Annotated in this window: 14 protein-coding genes, 2 tRNA genes and 2 pseudogenes; 8 read left to right on the forward strand and 10 right to left on the reverse strand. The window is 72.5% G+C overall.

Translation table 11 applies throughout. The features are described from left to right. Positions 1-121 precede the first annotated feature (121 nt). From FNH09_RS35530 to FNH09_RS35545, 4 genes are all read left to right on the forward strand, one after another. Positions 122-1,336, forward strand: coding sequence for an SPFH domain-containing protein (locus FNH09_RS35530; RefSeq protein WP_152894009.1), 1,215 nt, complete (start codon positions 122-124; stop codon positions 1,334-1,336). A 96-nt stretch (positions 1,337-1,432) separates the two neighbouring features. Continuing rightward, positions 1,433-2,038 carry a lytic polysaccharide monooxygenase auxiliary activity family 9 protein gene (locus FNH09_RS35535; RefSeq protein ID WP_152894010.1) on the forward strand — a complete coding sequence of 202 codons (606 nt, stop codon included), beginning with the start codon at positions 1,433-1,435 and terminating at the stop codon, positions 2,036-2,038. A 197-nt stretch (positions 2,039-2,235) separates the two neighbouring features. Beyond that, positions 2,236-2,700: a DUF3592 domain-containing protein gene (locus FNH09_RS35540; RefSeq protein WP_338017792.1), complete on the forward strand. Its 465-nt coding sequence runs from the start codon at positions 2,236-2,238 to the stop codon at positions 2,698-2,700. 40 nt (positions 2,701-2,740) lie between these two features. Continuing rightward, on the forward strand, positions 2,741-4,477 hold the full coding sequence (locus tag FNH09_RS35545) for an AMP-binding protein (RefSeq protein WP_152894011.1): 1,737 nt from the start codon (positions 2,741-2,743) through the stop codon (positions 4,475-4,477). Here the strand turns inward: FNH09_RS35545 and FNH09_RS35550 are convergent. The 7 genes from FNH09_RS35550 to FNH09_RS35580 all read right to left on the reverse strand — a co-directional run bounded on the left by FNH09_RS35550 (position 4,443) and on the right by FNH09_RS35580 (position 9,757). Then, positions 4,443-4,516 (reverse strand) — tRNA-Lys (locus FNH09_RS35550). The genes FNH09_RS35545 and FNH09_RS35550 overlap by 35 nt on opposite strands. A gap of 123 nt (positions 4,517-4,639) precedes the next feature. Next, complete coding sequence (locus FNH09_RS35555; protein WP_162469595.1) at positions 4,640-5,398, reverse strand: IclR family transcriptional regulator domain-containing protein; 759 nt, start codon at positions 5,396-5,398, stop codon at positions 4,640-4,642. Between the two features lie 230 nt (positions 5,399-5,628). Next, on the reverse strand, positions 5,629-6,426 hold the full coding sequence (locus tag FNH09_RS35560; RefSeq protein WP_202919826.1) for an amino acid ABC transporter ATP-binding protein: 798 nt from the start codon (positions 6,424-6,426) through the stop codon (positions 5,629-5,631). After that, positions 6,416-7,066, reverse strand: a complete 651-nt coding sequence (ehuD, locus tag FNH09_RS35565; RefSeq protein ID WP_152894012.1) for an ectoine/hydroxyectoine ABC transporter permease subunit EhuD — start codon at positions 7,064-7,066, stop codon at positions 6,416-6,418. The genes FNH09_RS35560 and ehuD overlap by 11 nt, the downstream gene beginning before the upstream one ends. Next, complete coding sequence (gene ehuC, locus FNH09_RS35570; protein WP_152894013.1) at positions 7,063-7,830, reverse strand: ectoine/hydroxyectoine ABC transporter permease subunit EhuC; 768 nt, start codon at positions 7,828-7,830, stop codon at positions 7,063-7,065. The genes ehuD and ehuC overlap by 4 nt, the downstream gene beginning before the upstream one ends. Continuing rightward, entirely contained in the window at positions 7,827-8,732 is a 906-nt protein-coding gene (gene ehuB, locus FNH09_RS35575) for an ectoine/hydroxyectoine ABC transporter substrate-binding protein EhuB (protein WP_152894014.1), read from the reverse strand. The genes ehuC and ehuB overlap by 4 nt, the downstream gene beginning before the upstream one ends. Positions 8,733-8,809: 77 nt before the next feature. Further along, complete coding sequence (locus FNH09_RS35580; RefSeq protein ID WP_202919827.1) at positions 8,810-9,757, reverse strand: D-2-hydroxyacid dehydrogenase; 948 nt, start codon at positions 9,755-9,757, stop codon at positions 8,810-8,812. A 181-nt stretch (positions 9,758-9,938) separates the two neighbouring features. Here FNH09_RS35580 and FNH09_RS50330 point away from each other — a divergent pair. The 3 genes and pseudogenes from FNH09_RS50330 to FNH09_RS35595 form a co-directional block, all read left to right on the forward strand. Continuing rightward, a pseudogene (locus FNH09_RS50330) lies at positions 9,939-10,091 on the forward strand (maleate cis-trans isomerase family protein); the annotation flags it as partial. Further along, a complete protein-coding gene (locus FNH09_RS35585; protein ID WP_152894015.1) occupies positions 10,088-10,816 on the forward strand; it encodes a maleate cis-trans isomerase family protein in 729 nt (242 codons plus the stop codon). The pseudogene FNH09_RS50330 and the gene FNH09_RS35585, both read left to right, overlap by 4 nt. A gap of 491 nt (positions 10,817-11,307) precedes the next feature. After that, positions 11,308-12,432 carry an LLM class flavin-dependent oxidoreductase gene (locus FNH09_RS35595; protein WP_420802810.1) on the forward strand — a complete coding sequence of 375 codons (1,125 nt, stop codon included), beginning with the start codon at positions 11,308-11,310 and terminating at the stop codon, positions 12,430-12,432. On the opposite strand, the gene FNH09_RS35600 is transcribed toward FNH09_RS35595, so the two are convergent. Then, the gene (locus FNH09_RS35600) at positions 12,411-14,231 is read right to left on the reverse strand and encodes an EAL domain-containing protein (RefSeq protein ID WP_162469596.1); all 1,821 of its coding nucleotides are present in this window, start codon (positions 14,229-14,231) and stop codon (positions 12,411-12,413) included. The genes FNH09_RS35595 and FNH09_RS35600 overlap by 22 nt on opposite strands. Before the next feature lie 424 nt (positions 14,232-14,655). On the opposite strand from FNH09_RS35600, the gene FNH09_RS35605 reads away from it, so the two are divergent. Continuing rightward, positions 14,656-15,876, forward strand: coding sequence for a M6 family metalloprotease domain-containing protein (locus FNH09_RS35605; RefSeq protein WP_162469598.1), 1,221 nt, complete (start codon positions 14,656-14,658; stop codon positions 15,874-15,876). A gap of 86 nt (positions 15,877-15,962) precedes the next feature. Here FNH09_RS35605 and FNH09_RS35610 read toward each other — a convergent pair. After that, positions 15,963-16,036 (reverse strand) — tRNA-Lys (locus FNH09_RS35610). Next, positions 16,027-16,244: pseudogene (locus FNH09_RS35615) on the reverse strand (hypothetical protein); the annotation flags it as partial. The gene FNH09_RS35610 and the pseudogene FNH09_RS35615, both read right to left, overlap by 10 nt.

Here is a 16,244-nt window from a genome sequence, read left to right on the forward strand (position 1 = left end):
CCCCCGGCCCGACGGTCACCCGCAGCCCCACCGGCGACTCCCGCAGCTCCACCGGCAATCACGCGCGGACCCCCTACTCGCCCCTGATGCGACGCATCTGGCGCGGAGGCTGGAGGCACGTATGAGCACGACGACCACGTCACAGACGCCGCCCGAGTCCGGCGGACCGGGACCGGCCGAGGGGCAGGACCGACCGGGCCGGGCCGAGGGGCAGGACGGACCGGGCCGGTCCGGGGGGCAGGACGGTCCGGCACCGGCCGAGGAGCAGTGCAGGCCCGTCCGGCTGATCCAGAACGAGGTGACCACCGAGATCCCCGTCCATCTGCTCTTCCGCGACGAGCCGGACCCGGTGTCCGTGCCGGTCGCGCCCGCGGTCGTGGGGCGCCGGCCGGGCGCCGGCGAGCAGCCGCGCTTCCGGCGCCCCGGACTCGCCACCGCGCCGCCCGTGCCGCAGGTCGACCCCGAGCTGGTGGAGCACCGCGGGCGGGCGCTGCCCGGCGCGCTGGGTGTGCTCGCCGGGGCCTGCGGAACGGCCGGCTGCGCGGTGGTCTCGTGGTGGACGGGTGCGCTGCCGGTGCCGGTCGCGCAGGCGCTGTGGCTGCCCGCGTCGGCGGGCGCCGGGCTCGGCCCGGCGCAGTGGGCGGCGTACGCCGGGACCGTGGCGCTCGGGCTGTTCGGGTTCGGCGGCCTGGCCCGGGGCCGGACCGGACAGGCCTGGGTGCTCGACCAGTTCGGCCGCTACCGGGGGACCGTCCGGCGCACCGGCCTGACGTGGGTCAACCCGCTGCTGCTGCGCCACCGGGTGGACGTGCGGCTGCGGCACTGGCGCAGCGAGCCGATGCAGGCCGCCGACGGCAACGGGGTCGCGCTGCGGGTCCTGGTGCTGGTGGTGTGGCGGGTGCGGGACACCGCGCGGGCCATGCTCGGGGTCGAGGACCACGAGACGTATCTGCGCGAGTGCGTGGAGGCGGCGCTGGCCCGGGTGCCGGTGGAGATGCCGGGCGCGGCGCGGGGTTCGCTGGACGCGGCCGCCGACGCGCTGGGCAGACGGGTGGCGCGGGACGCGGGGGAGGTCGGTCTGGAGGTGTTCTCGGTGCGGCCGGTGCGGGTGGAGTACGCCCCGGAGGTCGCCGCCGCGATGCAGCGCCGCCGGATCGCCGCGCTGGACGCGCGGCAGCGGGCGAGCGTGCTCACCTCGGTCCTCGACTCGGTGGAGGACACGGTGACCCGGCTGACCATGCGCGGACTGGTCGAACTGGACGACTACGAGCGCAAGGCGCTGGTGAAGGACCTGACGGTGGCGTTCTGCGCGGGCCGGGGCGAAGCAAGCCCGTGATTGGTATGGACATGTTCAATTGACGGCAATAATCTGAGACTTGGTCTAGACCTGCACGCCTCAGTGAACCTCCCCACGTTCTCCAGGAGCGGCAGTATGCGCACACGGACCAAGTGGTACGCCGCCGTGCTGGGCCTCGCCACCACCGGAGCCCTCGTGCTCTCGGCCGGCGGCGCCAGCAGCCACGGCTACACCGACCTGCCCGTCAGCAGGCAGAAGCTCTGCCAGAACGGCACGGTCACGAACTGCGGCGACATCCAGTGGGAGCCGCAGAGCGTCGAGGGGCCCAAGGGCTTCCCGGCCGCGGGTCCGGCCGACGGCCAGATCTGCTCAGGCAACAACACGCGGTTCGCCCAGCTCGACAGCCCGAAGACCCCCTCGGGCGGAGCCTGGCCGACCACCAAGGTGACCGGCGGGCAGAGCTACACCTTCCGCTGGCAGTTCACCGCCATGCACGCCACCACCGACTTCCGGTACTACGTCACCAAGGCGGGCTGGAACCAGAACCACAACCTGACCCGCGCCGACCTCACCACCACACCGTTCCTGACGGTGCCCTACAACGGCCAGCGCCCGCCGTCCACGCTCTCCCACAGCGGCACGCTGCCGTCCGGGCTGAGCGGCCACCACGTCATCGTCGCGGTGTGGACGATCGCGGACACGGCCAACGCGTTCTACGCCTGCTCCGACGTCACCTTCTGATCCCCCCACGGGCAGGGTCCGTGCGCGCCGGTGTCACCGGTGCCCGGCGCACACGGGTCCGCCCCCGGGCGGACCCGTCGCCGGACGCCCGCCCGCCCGGTGAGTTCTGAGCGTCCCTTGAGCCGGTCGGCCGCCACCCGGGGGTAGGTTCCTGACACGCCTACCGGGGGGTAGGTGTTCTCGAGGCCGGGGGACCCGTGGAGATCTTCTTCGTCATCATCCCGTCGATCATGATCGTCGGGCTGCTCTGTGCCATGTACGCGGTGGTCAAGCGTTCCCGGCGGGTCAGCCGGGCCTGGGGCAGTGGCCTGGTCGCCGAGGCGCGCTGCCTGCGCACGTACACGACCACCAGCGGAGGCGGCGGCGACAGCAGTGTGTCGACGACCCTGCATCACGTCTACGAGTTCACCACCCGGGACGGCCGCACCGTCCGCTTCGAGGAGGCGGGCGGACCGGGTACGACCCTGGAGGGTGACGTCGTCACCGTCCACTACGCCGCCGACCACCCCGAGCAGGGCACGGCCAAGCCGCCGGCGCACGGCCGACTCTTCGCCGAGTCGGGATGCCTGATGCTGTTCCTCGGCGCGGCGCTCGCCTTCTGCGTCACCTTCATCGTCACCGCGCACCTGATGTTCTCCGCGGCCGATGACCTCATGCCGTAGCCGTGGCTATCTGACGGACCGTCAACTACCGTGCGCGGACATGAAGTCCACGTGGAACGCGAGGGTCACGGTCGCCGAACTCGTCGCGGAGCGGTGGGGGGACCACCGGCCGGGGCTGTGGTGCGAGGAGCAAGTGCTGACCCACCACGAGACGGCGGCCGGAGCGGCGGCCCGGGCGCAGCTGCTGACCGAGCTGCTGCCCAGGGGCGCCGAGCCGCATGTGGGCGTCCTGCTCGACAACACCCCGGAGTTCCCGCTGTGGCTCGGCGCGGCCGCGCTGGCCGGGGCGGCCGTCGCGGGCATCAACCCCACCCGCCGGGGGCCCGAGCTGGCCCGCGACATCCGGCACACCGAATGCCGGGTCGTCGTCACCGAGCGGGCCCACCTGCCCCTCCTCGACGGACTCGAACTGCCCGGAGTGCGCCTGCTGGTGACCGACACCGAGGCCTACGCCGACCTGCTCGCCCCCTACGCGGACGCCCGGCCGGACGCCTCCCGGGCCACCCCGGCCGACCGCGTCCTGCTCTGCTTCACCTCCGGCTCGACCGGCGCGCCCAAGGCCGCGATCTGCTCCCAGGGCCGGCTCGCCGCCGCCGGCCGCTCGCTGGTGGAGCAGTTCGGGGTGGGCCCGGACGACGTGCACTACGTCTGCATGCCGATGTTCCACGGCAACGCGGTGATCGCCGACTGGGCGCCCGCGCTGGCGGCCGGGGCGGGGGTGGCGCTGCGCCGCCGTTTCTCGGCCTCGCGGTTCCTGCCGGACGTACGGCGCTACCGGGCGACCTACTTCACGTACGTGGGGCGGGCGGTGCAGTACCTGCTGGCCACCGAGGCCCGCCCGGACGACCGGGACAATCCGCTGCGGCTGGGCTTCGGGACGGAGGCGGGCGCGGTGGACGCGGCCGCCTTCGAGCGGCGGTTCGGGGTCCGGCTGGTGGAGGGGTACGGCTCCTCGGAGGGCGGGGCCGCGGTCCAGTGGACGCCGGGGACCCCGTCCGGGGCGGTCGGCAGGCCGGCCCGCGGGGGCGAGCTCGTCGTCCTCGACCCGCACACCCGCGCGGAGTGCCCGCCCGCCGACTTCGACGCGGCCGGGCGGCTGCTCAACGGGAACGCGGCGATCGGCGAGCTGGTCAACCGCGGACCGAACCCGTTCGAGGGCTACTGGCGCAACCCCGAGGCGGAGCGCGAGCGGCGCCGGGACGGCTGGTACTGGACCGGCGACCTCTTCTACCGGGACCGGGACGGCTTCCTCTACTTCGCGGGGCGGACCGACGACCGGCTGCGCGTCGACAGCGAGAACCTCGCCGCCGCGCTGATCGAGAACATCCTCGCCCGGTACGAGGGTGCCGTGGCCGTCGCCGTGTACGCGGTGCCCGACCCGGTGGCCGGGGACCAGGTGATGGCGACCCTCGCGGGGGACTTCGACCCGGCCGGTTTCCTGGAGTTCCTGGCGGCCCAGCCGGATCTGGGGACGAAGATGGCGCCGCGGTTCGTGCGGGTGGTGGAGCGGATGCCGGTGACCGCCACGAACAAGGTCCACCGGGCGGGGCTCAGAGGGGAGGGCTTCCGGTGCGCCGATCCGGTGTGGTGGCGGCCGCCCGGCGCGAGCGCCTACCGCAGGTTCGGCGCCGTGGACCTGGCCGGGCTGGAGGCGGAGTTCCGGGCCCGGGGGCGGGAGGGGCTCATGGCCGAGGAGTACATGGCCGAGGGGCCCTCCGCTTTCGCGAAGGGCCCCTCTTCTGTGCGCCGCCAGGGACTCGAACCCCGGACCCGCTGATTAAGAGTCAGCTGCTCTAACCAACTGAGCTAGCGGCGCATGACTCCCGCCTTCCGCGCTGTGCGGCCGGCGACGAAGAAAATACTACCTGGTCCGCGGGGGTGCTCGTGACCACGCGGCGCCCGCCCCGGCCGGGCCGGGCGCCGCGTCTCGAGAAGCGCCCTAGATCGCCAGTGACAGCAGGACCGGCGCCGCGTTCCGGTTCAGCGCGTCCGCGGCCTGGCGCAGCCGGTGCGCGTGCTCCAGCGGGAGGGACACGGCGAGGCAGCCCACCGAGGACCCGGCGGTGATCGGGACGGCCGCGCAGACCGTGCCGACCGCGTACTCCTGAAGGTCGAGCACCGGCACCGTGGGCGGCTGCGCCTCCAGCCGGGAGAGCAGCAGTTTGTCGCTGGTGATGGTGCGCGAGGTGAGACGGGCCATCTTGTGCCGGGCGAGATGGTCACGCCGGCCGTTGTGATCGAGTTGGCCGAGAAGGCTCTTGCCGACCGCGGTGGCGTGCGCGGAGAAGCGGAAGTCCACCCACTCGTTGACCGCCGGGGTCGCGGGGCTGTCGGCGTACTGGGTCACCTTGACCTCTCCGTCGACGTACCGGCTGATGTAGACGGCGGCGCCGACGGAGTCGCGCAGTCGGTCGAGGGTGTGCTGGAGCTTCTCCCGCAAGGCCTGCTCGCGGTCGTGGGTGGAGCCGAGGCGGGCCAGGGCGTGTCCGGTGACGTACGCACCGTCGCCGACCTGCTCGACATAGCCCTCGCGGCGCAGCATGCGCAGCAGCGCGGGCAGTCGCTCGGTGCCCAGGCCGCTCTCGCGGGCGAGCAGGGTGTCGGTGACACCGCTGGAGTGCCGCGCCACCGTCTCCAGGACGCGCAGGGCGTCCTGAGCCGAGTGGTACGGCGCGGTCGGCTCTTGCTTCAGCGCCACGGTGAATCCCCCCGGTCGCTTTCTGGGCCGTGATCCGGACAGCGGATCCCCTCCACGATAACCGGCAAGAAGCGCCGCGGAAGGGGTTGTTGGCGAGAAAGTGGCCCCCTCAACTGGGGCGCTGACACTCTGGCATATGCCGAAGTCATGTCACCCCGACGAGACCTGGGGTGATGACTTGTGCGCGTCCTGTAATTGCACGCCAAAACTTTCCTGGTCGGTAACCGAGGTCACAGCAGCGCGCCGAGGAACTCCCGGGTGCGCGCGTGGTCGGGGTCGCCGAAGAGCTTCTCCGGCGGCCCGGACTCGATGACGCGCCCCTCGTCGAACATCAGCACCTGGTCGGAGATGTCCCGGGCGAAGTTCATCTCGTGGGTCACGCACAGCATCGTGATGTCCGTGCTGCGGGCGATGTCCCGGAGCAGGTCGAGGACGCCCGCCACCAGCTCCGGGTCGAGTGCCGAGGTCACCTCGTCGAGCAGCAGCACCTGCGGCCGCATCGCCAGCGCGCGGGCGATCGCCACCCGCTGCTGCTGCCCGCCGGACAGCCGGGTCGGGCGCATGTCGCACTTGTCGGCCAGGCCCACCAGGTCGAGCAGCTCGCGGGCGCGGGCCTCCGCCTCGTCCCGGGACAGCCCGAGGACGGTCACGGGCGCCTCGGTGAGGTTCCTGAGCACGCTCATGTTCGGGAACAGGTTGAACTGCTGGAACACCATCCCGATCTTCTTGCGGATCTCGCGGGTCTGCTTCTCCCCGGCCGGGTGCAGTCGCTCCCCGGCCACCGTGATCGTGCCCTCGTCGGGCCGGGTCAGCGTCATCAGCAGCCGCAGGATCGTCGTCTTGCCGGAGCCGGACGGGCCGATCAGCGTCACGTGCCGGCCGGAGTCGACGGAGAAGTCGAGCCGGTCGAGCACGGTGTTGTCGCCGAAGCGCTTGGTGACCTGCTCGAAGCGGATCAGCTCGCTGCCGTCCACCGGCGGATTGGTGTGGGCGTCGGGATCGCTCGTCAGGTGGGTGTCAGCGGACAAGACGTCGCTCCAGGGCTCGCAGGAGAAGGGAGGCCAGATAGGAGATGAGGATGAAGGCCACACCGATCACCGTGAGCGGCTCGGTGAAGCGGAAGTGCTGCTGGGAGAAGAGCCGGGCCTCACCGAGCATCTCCAGCACGGTGATCACCATCAGCATCGGTGTGTCCTTGAGCATGGCGATGACGTAGTTGCCGAGGGCCGGCACGACCCGCCGGATCGCCTGCGGGAGGATCACCGCCCGCCAGGTCCGGCCGGGCGGCAGGCTCAGCGCCGTCGCCGCCTCCCACTGGCCGGCCGGCACCGCCTCGATACCGGCCCGGTAGACCTGCATCGTGTACGTCGAGTAGTGCAGGCCGATGCCGAGCACACCGGTGGTCAGCGCGGACAGCGTCAGGCCCCACTCGGGCAGTACGTAGAACAGGAAGAACAGCTGCACCAGCAACGGGGTGTCGCGGACGAACTCGGTGACCGCCCCGACCGGCCAGCGCACCCAGCGTGTGGGCGTCCGCATCAGCAGCGCCCACACCAGCCCCAGGCCGAACGAGATCAGCGAGCCGAGGGCCAGCGCCTCCAGGGTGACCACCAGACCCTGCCGCAGCAGCGGCAGGAAGTCCGTCACGGCGCTCCAGTCCCAGGTCATGCGACACCACCTCCGACCCCGGCCGTCCCGGCCGGACGCGGCTCCACGACCCCCGCCCGCTGCGGCCCGACGGCCCCGGCCCGGCGCGGCCTGCGCGCGGACCTCCCGGGCGGCGACTCCTTGCCGACCCCGGCCTTCAGCCGCCGCTCCAGGGCGCGCATGAGCCGGGTGAGCAGGAAGGCGATCACGAAGTAGATCAGCAGCACGTAGGTGTAGATCTCGGCGCTCTCCTGGAGCGCCAGCCGCACCAGATCGGCGCTGAACGTCAGATCGCCCATGCCCATCACGGACACCAGTGCCGTGCCCTTGAGCAGCTCGATCAGCAGGTTGCAGAACGGCGGGACCATCTCCGGCACCGCCTGCGGCAGCAGGATCAGCCGCATCCGCTGCCAGGGCGTGAAGCCGAGCGCGATGCCGCCCTCCGGCTGCGCCGGGTCGACGGCGTTCAGCGCGCCGCGCACGATCTCCGAGCCGTACGCCCCGTAGGTCAGCCCCAGCGCCAGCGTGCCCGCCCACATCGGCACGAGCTGCCAGCCGAAGGCGATCGGCAGCACGAAGAACACCCAGAAGATCATGACAAGGGCCGAGGTCCCGCGGAACACCTCGGTGTACAGGCCCGCGAGGAAGCGGACGATCCACCGGCGGTGGGTGCGGGCGATCCCGGCGGCGAAGGCGGCGGCGGCGGCCAGCAGGGTGCTGTAGACCAGCAGTTGGACCGTGGTCCACACGCCCTTGAGTACGAGTTCCCAGAGTCCCGGGGTCATCCGCCGCACAGCTCCTTCGCGGTCAGCTCGGTCATCTCGGCCTCGGTGAACCCGAACGGCCGCAGGATGCGGAACAGCTCCCCGCTCCGTTTGAGCTTGCGCAGCTCCACGTTGAAGGCGTCCCGCAGCCGCGTCTCGGCCGGCCGGAACGCGAAGGCGCCCCCGTCGACGTGCGGTTTGCCGCCGACGAGCGGCGCGAAGCCCTTCGTCGCCTCGGCCTTGCGCGACTTCTTGACCACCTCGCGGGTGGTCAGCGCGGTACCGGCGAACACGTCGGCGCGCCCCGCCTCGACCGCGTTCAGCCCGGCGACCTGGTCCGGCACGACGAGGATGTCGCTCTCCCGGTAGCCGGCCTCCACCGCGTACTGGATCTCGGCGTAACCGGTCCCGGTCGCGAATCTCGCCTTCTTCGCGACCACGTCCTGATAGGTGTGCAGGCCCTTCGGGTTGCCCTTGCGCACGATGAACGAGTCGAGCATCCGGTAGTCCGGATCGGCGAAGATCACCTGTTCGCAGCGGTCCGGATTCACGTACATCCCGGCTGCCACGACGTCGAACTGCTGCGAGTTGAGGCCCGGGATGAGCGAGCCGAACTCCGTCGGCACGGGCTGGACCCGCCTCACGCCCAGCCGCTTGAAGACGGCCTTCGCCAACTCGGGTGCCTCGCCGGTCAGATCGCCGTTCCGGTCGATGTAGCCGAAGGGGATCTCGCCCGCTATGCCGAGCCGTACGACGCCCTGCGCCCTGAGCCGGTCGAGCAGGTCACCGCCCTTCGTGGTGGACGCCGTGGCCACGCGACTGCAACCGGCCACGGCCGGCGCGCCGAGTGCCACCACCCCCGCGAGCAGCGATCTGCGGGTGGGTACGGGTCTGTTCTCGCCAATTCGCCTAGGTGATGCCATGGCCGCGCTGCTACCCGGGCCCCGGCGACCTATGCCGACGCGGACCCGTTCCGATCGCGAACGAGATGCCGGAGGTCCTAGTGCCCGGGTACGTAACCGCGCTTCTTGTCGACCACGTTCGGCAGGCCCCGGCCGGCCGCCCAGCGCTCGTACAGCTCGACGAACTGCGCGCCGAGCTCGTCCCGCCAGCCGACCGTGTCGCCGCTCATGTGCGGGGACACGATCAGCCCGGGCACCTGCCACAACGGGCTTTCGGGGGTCAGGGGTTCGTCCTCGAAGACGTCCAGCGCGGCGCCCGCGATCCAGCGCTTGGCGAGCGCCTGGGCGAGCGCGTCCTGCACGACCAGCTGCCCGCGCCCCACGTTCACGAACCGGGCCGACGGCTGCATGACACCGAAGCGGCGGGTGTCGAACATGCCGCGCGTCTGCTCGGTCAGCGGTGCCGCCGCGATCACCCAGTCGGCGCGGGCCAGCAGTCGGTCCAGGTCCTGGGGGCCGTGGATGCCGGTTCGCGGCACCCGGCCGACCAGCGCGGTCGTCACCCCGAGTGCCTTCAGGGTGCGTACGATCGCCCGGCCGATGGGGCCCGAGCCGACGACGCACGCCCGGGTGCCGGCCAGCCGCTGGCCCTCCCGGTGACGCCACTCGCGACGGCCCTGCAACTCCAGGGTGCGCGGCAGGTCCTTGGCCATCGCCAGGACGAGGGCGGCGACGTACTCGGCGATGGGCTGTTCGAAGATGCCGCGCGCGTTCGTCACCACGGTGTCCGACGCGACGAGCTCCGGGCACAGCAGATGGTCCACCCCCGCGCTCGCCGTGTGCACCCAGCGCGGCCGGGGCCCCTCGCCCGGCCACGCGGCCCGTACCGCCGTGGAGGCGAAGTCCCACACGAGCAGCACGTCGGCGTCCGGCAGCCGCTCGGCGAGCGTGTCCGCGTCGGCGCGCACGATCCGGACCCGGCCGGTGAGACGGCCCAGTCGGGGCGGGGGGTCGGCGTCGAGGACGAGGAGCGTGGGGACGGTCATGGGCAGCCGTTCTTCGCGGTGACCGAGCGTCTGGCAGGGAGGGATTGACCACGCTCGCACTCGAACCCACCTGCGTCAACACGGGCGCGTACACGTTCTGTTGCCCCGCCCCTGCGTACGGTGAGCGAGGTTCCCGTCACGGTTCCCCGGACCTGGCCCGTCCCCTGTACGGGGGTGCGGGCGTGTACCGGTCCTGTCGGCCAACCAGGTAACGATCCGGTCGGCGCCGCGCAGGCGGGGTACCCGAGCCGTGGGGCCGTATCGGGCGCCGGCGGACTTCTCGGCGCGCGAGTGGCCCGTACTGCCGGAAGAACAGCAGGAAGGCTGGACATGACCGCACTCGGATTCCTCTACCCGGGCCACTCCGCCGAGGACGACTACCCGCGCATCGAACAGCTCCTGGGCAGCGACATCCGGCTGGACGTGATCCACACGGAGACCGGCGAGGACACGCACCGGGTGGAGGCGCTGCGGGCGATGGGCGCACCGGAGCAGCTCGCGCCGGCCGTCGGGGAGCTGCGGCTGTCCGGGACCGAGGCGGTGGTGTGGGCCTGCACGGGCGGCAGCTTCGCCCTCGGCTGGGAGGGCGCCCGCGAGCAGGTGCGCGCCCTCGCCCGGGCGGCCGGGACACCGGCCTCCGCGACCTCCTTCGGCTTCGCGCACGCGCTGCGCGAGGTGGGGGTACGACGGGTCGCGGTCGGGGCGACCTACCCGGACGACGTGGCGGGACTGTTCACGGACTTCCTGCGGGCCGCGGGCGCGGAGGTGGTCGCGGTCCACGGCGCGGAGGTCGCAGCCGCCGAGGTGGGCGCCTGGGGCGAGGCGGAGCTGTTCGCGCTGGCCCGGTCGGCCGACGACCCGTCCGCCGAGGCGCTGCTGCTGCCGGACACCGCCCTGCACACGGCCGCGCACCTGCCCGCTCTGGAGAAGGAGCTCGGCAAGCCGGTCCTCACCGCGAGCCAGGTCGCCGTGTGGGAGGCGCTGCGGCTGGCGGACCGGCGCGTGAACGCTCCGACGCTGGGATCCCTGTTCGCACGGGAGCCGCTCGTACAGGTGTGAGCAGGGCCTACCGGGCGGGCCCACCGGGAGCCCCGGGACGGGCTCCCGGAGCGGCCGGACGCGGCGGGCGCGGCGGACGCGGCGGGCGCGGCGGGCGCGGCTCGGCGCGGCCGGGAACAGTCGGGACCGGCGGGTGCGGCTCGGTACGGCCAGGCGGAGCTGGGAGCAGCGGGTGCGGCCGGGACTGGCGGGCGCGGCCGAGAACAGCCGAGAACAGCCGGGAACAGCCAGGACCGGCGAGAGCGGCTCGGAATGGCCGAGATCGGCGGGCATGGCCGGAACGGCGGGTGCGGCTCGGTGCGGCCGGGAACAGCCAGGAGCGGTGGGTGCGGCTCGGAACGGCCAGGCGGAGCTGGGAGCAGCGCGTGCGGCTGGGAGCGGTGGGTGGGTTCGGCCGTGCGGCCGGGAATAAGCGGGGACAGTCTCCTGTTGCTCGCCCGAGGACAGCGCAGGGCCGAGAGCAGGAGGCACCCACCGTGACGGCAGACGAGATCCCGGGCGAGGCACCGGACACCCGTGGCACCCGCGACGATGCGCAGGGCATCCGGGCCGAGGCCCGGGGCACCGCGCCCGTCCCCCTGTCCGTACTGGACCTGGTCACCGTCGGCGCGGGCAGCACCGCCACCGACGCCCTGCGCACCAGTGTCGCGCTGTCCCGGCTCGCGGAGTCCCGCGGCTTCCACCGCTACTGGGTCGCCGAGCACCACTCGATGCCGGGCGTCGCCTCCTCGTCGCCCGCGGTGATCCTCGCCCACCTCGCCGCCCACACCGAGCGCATCCGGCTCGGTTCGGGCGGTGTCATGCTGCCCAACCACGCCCCGCTGGTGATCGCCGAGCAGTTCGGCACGCTGGAGGCGATGGCCCCCGGCCGGATCGACCTCGGCCTCGGCCGGGCCCCCGGCACGGACGGGGCCACCGCGGCCGCCCTGCGCCGCACCGACTCCCTGAACGAGGGCGCCGACGACTTCCCGCAGCAGCTCGCGGAGCTGCTGCGCTTCCTGGACGACGACTTCCCCGACGGGCACCCCTACGCCCGTATCCACGCGATCCCGGGCCCGATCCAGGGCAGCACGCCCGGCGGGGTGCAGTCCCCGCACCGGCCGCCCGTCTGGCTGCTGGGCTCGTCCGGCTTCAGCGCCCGGCTGGCCGCCATGCTCGGTCTGCCGTTCGCCTTCGCGCACCACTTCTCGGCGCAGAACACCGTCCCGGCGCTCGACCTGTACCGGCAGCAGTTCCGCCCGTCCGCCGTCCTCGACGAGCCCTACGCCCTCATCGGGGTCTCCGCGCTCGCCGCCGACGACGAGCAGGAGGCCCGCAGGCAGGTACGGGCCACCGCCCTGAACATGATCCGGCTGCGCTCCGGACGGCCCGGCCTCTTCCCCGACCCCGCGGACGCGGAGGCCCATGAATTCAGCCCCCTGGAGCAGGAGTTCGTCGACTCCTGGGCGGGCAACATCGTGCACGGCACGGCGGACGAGGTGCGCGCCGGTCTGGACGGCCTCCAGAAGCGCACCGGCGCCGACGAGTTGATGCTCACCTCGCACGCCCACCGCGGCGAACTGCGCCTGCGTTCCTACGAACTCATCGCGGACGCCTACGGGTTGCCGACCGCGTAGGACGTCGTCCCCAGCAGCTCGGAGATACGGTCCGGCGGCACCGGGCGGGAGTACAGCCAGCCCTGTCCGGTGTCGCAGCCGATGTGCCGCAGCCGGGCGGCCTGGGTGAGGGTCTCCACGCACTCGGCGGTGACCGTCAGGCCCAGGCGGTGGGCGAGCTGGATCATCGCCTCCACGACCACCTCGTCCGCCGGGTTCGGCCGCTCGCCCGTCTCGTCGTACTGGAAGCCCCGGACGAAGGAACCGTCCAGTTTCAGTACGGACACGGGCAGCCGGCTGAGGTAGGCGAGGTTGGAGTAGCCGGTTCCGAAGTCGTCGATGGCGATCCGCACGCCCATGTCGCTCAGTGCCTGGAGGGCTTGCAGCGGACGGCCCGCGGAGCCCATCACCGCCGATTCGGTCAGCTCCAACTGGAGCAGGCTCGGCGCCAGTTCGGCCTCCGTCAGCACCGACGCCACATCCGCGACCAGGTCGGAGTCCCAAACCTGACGGACGGCCACGTTGACGCTGACGAAGATCGGCGGCTCGTCCGGGTGGTCGAGCTGCCAGCGGCGGGCCTGGCGGCAGGAGGTGGCCAGCGCCCAGCGGCCGAGCTGCACGATCGAGCCGTCCTCCTCGGCCAGCGCGATGAACCGGTTCGGTGTCAGCAGGCCGAACTGCGGGTGGTTCCAGCGCGCGAGGGCCTCGACCCCGTGCAGCCGGCCGTCCTCCATGCCGACCAGCGGCTGGTACTCCATCACGAACTCGCCGCGCTCGATGGCCGGTCGCAGCGCGGAGGCCAGGGCCTGCCGGGTCATGCGGTGGGCGTTGCGCTCCGGATCGAACAGCGTCCAGCGGGACTTGCCGTCGGCCTTCGCCCAGTACAGCGTGGTGTCGGCGGCCTGCATCAGACCGGTGGCGGTGGTCCCGGCCGCGTGCCGCTCCACGACACCGATGGAGGCCGACAACGACAGGCGGCGGCCCGCCAGTTCGAAGGGGGCCTTCAGGGCCGTCAGTACGGACTCGGCGAGTTCGGCGAGCTGGTCGGTGCCGGTGGAGTCCTCGACGAGCAGCGCGAACTCGTCGCCGCCGAGCCGGGCCACCAGCGGGGTGCCCGCCCTGGCCAGCCCGGCCTGCTCGGCGACCCGGGTCAGCCGCTCGGCCACGGCGGCCAGCAGCCGGTCGCCGACGCGGTGGCCGAGGGTGTCGTTGACCGCCTTGAAGCCGTCCACGTCGAGGTAGCACAGGCCGATCCGCCCGGTGCCGCTGCGCTCGTAGGACTCCGCCTCCAGCGCGGCCGTCAGCCGCTCGAAGAACAGGGTGCGGTTGGGCAGCCGGGTCACCGGGTCGTGCATCTGCAAGTGCCGGAGTCTGGACTGGAGTTCACGCCGGTCGCTGATGTCGGCGACGGAGAGCAGGACCCCGGGTTCGCCGCCCGCCAGGGGCGCGACGGTGACCTGCACCCACACCGCCCGGCCGTCGGGATGCTTCAGCCGGCGGGTGCAGCGCAGCCTCGCCTGCCGGCCGCGCAGCACCTCGCGATAGGCGTGCCAGGCGCGGGTGTCCGAGGGCAGGTCCACCAGCTCGGCGGCGGAGCGTCCGGCGAGCGTCGCCGGGTCGCAGCCGAGCAGGGTGCCCAGCATGGCGTTGGCGCCGACGACCATGCCCTCGCGGTCGACGACGGCCATGGCCAGAGGCGCCGTCGCGAAGACGGAGCGGTACGTCGACACGCTCAGAGGAGACGCGTCAAGATCACTGTCTGTTACGGCCGACCGGTCGAGGTCTGCCGCGGGCGTCGGCCCTTCGGACGTTCCGCTCACCGCTCGCTCCCGCAGTGCACTCGATCTCTGTCCGCGCAGAAAAGTGTGCCGATCATAGAGGGTGGTCCCAAGGCCTTCCAGCCACTGTCCAGTGTCCCTGACGGTGCGACCTTTCTGACAGATCGTTTCTGCCCGCGCCTGGGCGGGTCCTTGAAGCGGCGGATCGCTTGTGACGTTCCGTGAGTACTTCGGGGGTGTCGTCTGTACCCAGATCCGGGGCTGCTCACTCATCCGGGTCAGATAAACAGGACATAGGACAGCAAAGCTACGCAGGCTGGATGCGGTGTCGAACCGTGAACCGCATCCGGAGGTCCCGTTGCCGCGTCAGCCGCTCCGTGAGGGACTTGGGCTCGGGGCTCTCAGGAGTCTCGGCCGTGCGGTGCCGCGCCCCCGACTGCGCAGTTTCGCGGCCGTGTTCACCACGATGTCGGCACTCGCGGCGACCTCGCTGTTCGGCAGCACCTCGGTGGCCGAACCGTTCTCGACCGAGCCCTGCGCGCTGCGGCGCACCGCCGCCCACCACTCGGAGGGCCTGGACACCTGGAACGGCGACTATCCGCGTCCGACCCGCCCGCTGGACGCGGTGATGGTCTTCCTGTCCTTCCCGGACTCGGTCCCGCGGACCACCCCGGCCCAGCTCGCCGCCGACCACTTTCCGGCCACCAGCCAGTTCTTCGCCCGCGCCTCCTACGGCAGGTTCACGCTCCGCCCGCATCCGCTGCGGCACTGGATCCGGATGCCGAAGCCGTCCACCACGTACGCGATAAGGCGCGACTGGGACACCACCGACCGGTCCTCCTATCTGCGGGACGCGCTCGCCGTCGCCGACCCGCAGGTCGACTTCTCGCGCTACGACGTCGTCTACTTCGTCGCCGACCCCGACGCGCCGGGGGTGGACTCGGACGCCACGAAGGTCGTCAACCTCGACACCCCGCTGCGGGCGGACGGCACGGACCTGCGCCGGGTGGTCACCGTCTTCGAGAAGCACCCGCCGGACCGGCTGGTGCTCGCGCACGAGACAGGCCATGTGTTCGACCTGCCGGACCTCTACCACCGGCCGGTGGACGGCAAGGGCGACTGGGACACCTATGTCGGCGACTGGGACCTGATGGGCAGCCAGTTCGGGCTCGCCCCGGACCTGTTCGCCTGGCACAAGTGGAAACTGGGCTGGCTGGATCCCCGCCAGGTGGTGTGCGTACGCGAGGCCGGTCCGACCCGGCTGACCCTCGAACCGCTCGCCGCGGGTCCCGGTGTCACCGTGCCCGGCGCCACCGGGGCGCCCGCGTTCGGCCTGGGGGGCGGCACCAAGCTCGCGGTGGTGCGCACCGGGGCCGACAGCGCGCTCGCCTTCGAGGCGCGCGGCCCGCTCGGCAACGACAAGGCCGCCTGCAACTCGGGCGTCCTCGTCTATCGCGTGCACAGCGGCGCGGAGTCCGGCCGGGGCCCCATCGAGGTGATCGACGCCCATCCGCGCGGCGACGACTGCTGGGGGAGCTCGGTCTACCCGCCGCTCGCCGACGCGCCGGTGGGTCTGGGGGAGAGCTTCACGGTGCCGGGCGACCACGTACGCGTGACGGTGGAGGGGCGCACGGCCTCCGGGGCCTGGACGGTGGAGATCGCCATGGGGGCCGCCCTGCGACGGTGACGCGGGCTGCGGGGCGCGGGGTGTGTTCGAGGCTGGATACGACGATGGGGTCCGTGGAAACCACGGACCCCATCGCCTTCATCACGTGCGCCGCCAGGGACTCGAACCCCGGACCCGCTGATTAAGAGTCAGCTGCTCTAACCAACTGAGCTAGCGGCGCCTGCTGACGTCGTAGACATTAGCATCCTGGTCGGCGGGAGGAAAAATCGAAATCCGTACGGCCGCGCGAGCCGCCCGTACCGCCGCCCAGAACAGGATCTCGGGGCCCGGCAGCCACGGGTGCCGGGTGTCCGGGGCGACCAGCCAGCGGGTGGCGGCCCGGCCCGCCCCGGGGGCGGCGGGGCCGGGAGCGGCGGAGTCGGCGGCGG

Source organism: Streptomyces adustus, from assembly GCF_009377175.1.
Lineage (GTDB): Bacteria > Actinomycetota > Actinomycetes > Streptomycetales > Streptomycetaceae > Streptomyces > Streptomyces adustus.

Bases quoted from the DNA above. Each gene is read 5' to 3' on its own strand.
- FNH09_RS35605 (WP_162469598.1), top strand. From the start codon at position 14,656: ATGTCGGCACTCGCGGCGACCTCGCTGTTCGGCAGCACCTCGGTGGCC.
- ehuD (WP_152894012.1), bottom strand. From the start codon at position 7,066: ATGACCTGGGACTGGAGCGCCGTGACGGACTTCCTGCCGCTGCTGCGG.
- FNH09_RS35545 (WP_152894011.1), top strand. From the start codon at position 2,741: ATGAAGTCCACGTGGAACGCGAGGGTCACGGTCGCCGAACTCGTCGCG.
- ehuC (WP_152894013.1), bottom strand. From the start codon at position 7,830: ATGACCCCGGGACTCTGGGAACTCGTACTCAAGGGCGTGTGGACCACG.
- FNH09_RS35535 (WP_152894010.1), top strand. From the start codon at position 1,433: ATGCGCACACGGACCAAGTGGTACGCCGCCGTGCTGGGCCTCGCCACC.
- ehuB (WP_152894014.1), bottom strand. From the start codon at position 8,732: ATGGCATCACCTAGGCGAATTGGCGAGAACAGACCCGTACCCACCCGC.
- FNH09_RS35530 (WP_152894009.1), top strand. From the start codon at position 122: ATGAGCACGACGACCACGTCACAGACGCCGCCCGAGTCCGGCGGACCG.
- FNH09_RS35580 (WP_202919827.1), bottom strand. From the start codon at position 9,757: ATGACCGTCCCCACGCTCCTCGTCCTCGACGCCGACCCCCCGCCCCGA.
- FNH09_RS35585 (WP_152894015.1), top strand. From the start codon at position 10,088: ATGACCGCACTCGGATTCCTCTACCCGGGCCACTCCGCCGAGGACGAC.